Raw genomic sequence first — 3,257 nt, 5'->3', positions numbered from 1 at the left:
TTTTTTATCAGCAAAATCGTTCAGCTCTTCTTCAACGCGCGTATTCCACAATCCATTATCTGTCTCAACAAGTTTATTATTTCTCATGAGATATTCGACAATAGCTGCAAATTTTTTCTGCGAACAATGACAAACGCGTGCAAGCGTTTGAAAATCTGTTTTAAGTGGTTCTTTTTTTTCATACATGCAAACGAGAAGGGTTATATAAACCCCCCGTTGTTCAGATGTCATTCCATTTGTACCACTTATCCAGTCATACAAATGGAATCTTATCCATGGCATACCATTAGACATGCGCATCCCCTTCTTTCATTAAATATAAATTAGTGATCATAATCCCCCCTTAAGATTGTTGTGTGTTTATGCGTGCATCATGACAAAGCGTGTTGTGATTGCCTGTCTTGAAAAAAAATTTGTAAAAAAGTACCCTTTCAACGATTCTAAAAAAGTGGGGAGAGTTATGATGCAAGAATGGATAAAGATATTTCTTACAGGTTTTTTGTCATTTATTGCATCTCTTTTAGTGGCTCTTATTTTAAGAAATAAAAACCGTAAAGAAGCAGACAAAGTCCGCCAAAAAGATTTAGACAATATAGAAAGGCAATTAGAACAGCTAAAAAAACAAGCTGAAGCCGCAAAAGAGCACGTCTCCATTTTATGGGCAGAAAAACAAATACGAGACTTAGGTCCAAAGTTGAAGGTTACTATGAAAGAGTCAACAGCATACAAATATGACAAAGACTTCTTCATAGAGGTAAATGGCATCATAAAAAATCCTACAGAGCAAACAATGAGAATAAATAATTTTCGGTTATATAACGAAAACCCATTTGCGTTTGATAAAGGTGCTCTTTTGGGAAGATATCCAATGCATTTAGAACCAGAAAATGAAAAGTATATACCCTTAAAAAGTCTTTTTGTAGCAGATTTAAAAACACAGGAGATCTTCGATTTTTTTAATTTAGATGCATCTGAAGAAACAGAATTTTCTTTCACAGTTCGCCACCTAAAACCAGATATCGTAAGCACACCAATTTTTATCATTGAACACACTTCATCAAATCATGCAGAAGAAATACTTGAAACTACTTTTTGGCCCAGCTTTTTACTGCCACTCGAGGAGAGTAGTCTTAAAAGCGGTTAATTTTTTCCATTAAATCTTTTTGTGTTTGAATTAAATCTTTTTGTTTACGTATTATGTTTTCCATTATTTTATCTGTCTCTTTTTCATGCGTTTCCGTCATTTTATAAAAGTAAAAGCCAGCAAAAAACATGATTACATTGACTATAAAAAGCACAATCATCGCTGCGAAATTGTCCATTTTTATTTTCTTTCTTCATATTGAGATTGCAACATTTCATTTTGTTCACATGGCTTCATGCAAACAGTGGAACCCTTGACAAAAGAAGGCGTTGGAGGAGATTGTTCATTCCATAACGCTTCGAGAAGATATGCAACGGCTCCTCTTGAAGGAACACCATATTTTTCCCAACGCCATACTGTTGACTTGTTGACGCCTAACCGTACTGCCATTTCTTTCAGAGTTAAATTCAGATTTTTACGTAACTGTTTTACTGCTATTTTTCCCATAAAAAATAATATGCATTATGAGTACTTAAAAGTCAAGTCGAAATGCATACCAATTATATGCAATATGAATATATTAAGGAGATAAAAATGCTTAGTAACACGATAGACCAATCTGCTAGATTAATAAAAGCGCGTTTAGCGCGTGGTTTTAGAAGTGCTAAAGAAGCAGCTAGATATTTTGGCTGGAACTACTCTAGCTATATACAGCACGAACAAGGATTAAGAGGAATATCACGGGCATCTGCGAAATATGCAAAAGCATTTAGAATTAGTGAAGGATGGTTATTAACTGGAGAGGGAGAAGGCCCCTCCTTTCCAATTCCTGCCACAAAACAAACTGTTGATGAGCAAATTATTAATCTACTGCAAAAAACAACTCAACCAGATAAAGAAACAATTCTTCACCTTTTAAATCGCCTGCATGCAGAAGAAAAAAAATAAAAGCTTTTTTTCTTTCATTACTAAATGTAGAAACCAGATGCATTATTTTGTTATCTAATTCTATATCACTTTTTATTGTTTTCATAACCATTCACCTTCCCCTTTCATGAGAATCGTCATTTAGAAAAAATCTTCTTACAAGATTTTTATACCGTTAAAAATAAAATACACATAACGCATATTTTATTGTTGACAAGTATGCATTATGCGTATTATATATATTCCATAAACCACGCACAAACAATCGCCAAGAGGCGTTAGGGAGGAAAAATTATGGAAAATCCAATTCTTATAAATTCCAATGAAATTTTATTAGTTACCTACGATAAAGATCAACACATTGCAGAGTCTGGACCACTTGATGCAAGTCAAATTCTAAGCATTGTTGATGAGGTAGATGATGCAATCCAAATCTTTCGTATAAATCCCTCTGAGAATAATTGTGAAGATATCTCTGAAGAGATCGCAGAAGCATATGTAACAGAAAATATCGACCGCCTTGATGAGGATAGTAAGGTTTATTACTTTGTCAGTGAAAGTGATGCCTACCATGCTTTTTTAGACGAAATAGCACAGCTAAAATATGAAGATGAAATGTTCGGTAGCTATGAAAAGCAACACCGTTTGCGCCTATGTGATGTGCTTTAAAAATTCTAAAGGGCGCTTTTAAAAGCGCCTCCCTTTTTCCCATCAATAATTGATTAGAGTAAACTTATGACCACACATGATACTCATATTCATAGTGAAGGATATCTCACGCCTGAAAACGAGGTAGACAACAAAATCGGTTATGTCCAAATGGTCAATGCCCATGTAATGCATAGGTACTTACATTTGAAACAAGATTTTTCCACTTGGTTTAATGATTGTGTTGAAAAGCTTGATCTAAAAGAAGGCGTGGATTTTGTTTTTACAAAACAAGAATGGAACAGACAGAAGATTTGTCCAAAATCTGAAATAGAAACAGATAAAACTGATAATCATTACTTCAAAATTCACGCAGCAAGGAAAATCGCTCAAGCAGAACGTCATAGAAACTATGGCAGAATATTATACCAAAACTTATGTTTTTCTTAATTAAGGGGATGATGATGCGAAACTTTATTACAATACCTGAAAACAATTTTCAAAACACAACTGTTCCAACCATGTCTAGTCGTGAAATTGCAGAGTTATGCGGTAAGCAACATGCGCATATTATGCGTGATATTCGACAAATGTTAGG

The 3,257-nt window shown here is 34.3% G+C and carries 8 protein-coding genes; 5 read left to right on the top strand and 3 right to left on the bottom strand.

Annotated features, from left to right (window positions below; genetic code table 11):
• A partial coding sequence (locus ACFIL3_RS09370; RefSeq protein ID WP_375682144.1) for a DUF1376 domain-containing protein occupies nt 1-294 on the bottom strand: 294 nt, incomplete at its 3' end.
• A 79-nt stretch (nt 295-373) separates the two neighbouring features.
• On the opposite strand from ACFIL3_RS09370, the gene ACFIL3_RS09365 reads away from it, so the two are divergent.
• On the top strand, nt 374-1,144 hold the full coding sequence (locus ACFIL3_RS09365) for a hypothetical protein (RefSeq protein ID WP_375674610.1): 771 nt from the start codon (nt 374-376) through the stop codon (nt 1,142-1,144).
• Here the strand turns inward: ACFIL3_RS09365 and ACFIL3_RS09360 are convergent.
• Nucleotides 1,131-1,322, bottom strand: coding sequence for a hypothetical protein (locus tag ACFIL3_RS09360; RefSeq protein ID WP_375674608.1), 192 nt, complete (start codon nt 1,320-1,322; stop codon nt 1,131-1,133). The genes ACFIL3_RS09365 and ACFIL3_RS09360 overlap by 14 nt on opposite strands.
• A 2-nt stretch (nt 1,323-1,324) precedes the next feature.
• On the bottom strand, nt 1,325-1,591 hold the full coding sequence (locus ACFIL3_RS09355; protein ID WP_375674606.1) for a helix-turn-helix domain-containing protein: 267 nt from the start codon (nt 1,589-1,591) through the stop codon (nt 1,325-1,327).
• Between the two features lie 87 nt (nt 1,592-1,678).
• Between ACFIL3_RS09355 and ACFIL3_RS09350 the strand changes: the two genes are divergently transcribed.
• The 4 genes from ACFIL3_RS09350 to ACFIL3_RS09335 all read left to right on the top strand — a co-directional run.
• Nucleotides 1,679-2,032, top strand: coding sequence for a helix-turn-helix domain-containing protein (locus tag ACFIL3_RS09350; RefSeq protein ID WP_004859838.1), 354 nt, complete (start codon nt 1,679-1,681; stop codon nt 2,030-2,032).
• Nucleotides 2,033-2,305: 273 nt separating this feature from the next.
• Nucleotides 2,306-2,680, top strand: coding sequence for a hypothetical protein (locus ACFIL3_RS09345; RefSeq protein ID WP_375682143.1), 375 nt, complete (start codon nt 2,306-2,308; stop codon nt 2,678-2,680).
• Nucleotides 2,681-2,746: 66 nt separating this feature from the next.
• Nucleotides 2,747-3,109, top strand: a complete 363-nt coding sequence (locus tag ACFIL3_RS09340) for an antA/AntB antirepressor family protein (RefSeq protein ID WP_375682142.1) — start codon at nt 2,747-2,749, stop codon at nt 3,107-3,109.
• Nucleotides 3,110-3,123: 14 nt separating this feature from the next.
• A partial coding sequence (locus ACFIL3_RS09335; RefSeq protein ID WP_375682145.1) for a Rha family transcriptional regulator occupies nt 3,124-3,257 on the top strand: 134 nt, incomplete at its 3' end.

The sequence above is a fragment of the Bartonella sp. CE47NXGY genome (assembly GCF_042195415.1).
In the GTDB taxonomy this organism is placed as follows: domain Bacteria; phylum Pseudomonadota; class Alphaproteobacteria; order Rhizobiales; family Rhizobiaceae; genus Bartonella.
This window is presented reverse-complemented; position numbering and strand designations above follow the sequence as displayed.

What these genes read in the sequence shown, in the direction of transcription:
- ACFIL3_RS09355 (WP_375674606.1), bottom strand. Translation starts at nt 1,591, where the DNA reads ATGGGAAAAATAGCAGTAAAACAGTTACGTAAAAATCTGAATTTAACT.
- ACFIL3_RS09345 (WP_375682143.1), top strand. Translation starts at nt 2,306, where the DNA reads ATGGAAAATCCAATTCTTATAAATTCCAATGAAATTTTATTAGTTACC.
- ACFIL3_RS09360 (WP_375674608.1), bottom strand. Translation starts at nt 1,322, where the DNA reads ATGGACAATTTCGCAGCGATGATTGTGCTTTTTATAGTCAATGTAATC.
- ACFIL3_RS09340 (WP_375682142.1), top strand. Translation starts at nt 2,747, where the DNA reads ATGACCACACATGATACTCATATTCATAGTGAAGGATATCTCACGCCT.
- ACFIL3_RS09350 (WP_004859838.1), top strand. Translation starts at nt 1,679, where the DNA reads ATGCTTAGTAACACGATAGACCAATCTGCTAGATTAATAAAAGCGCGT.
- ACFIL3_RS09365 (WP_375674610.1), top strand. Translation starts at nt 374, where the DNA reads ATGACAAAGCGTGTTGTGATTGCCTGTCTTGAAAAAAAATTTGTAAAA.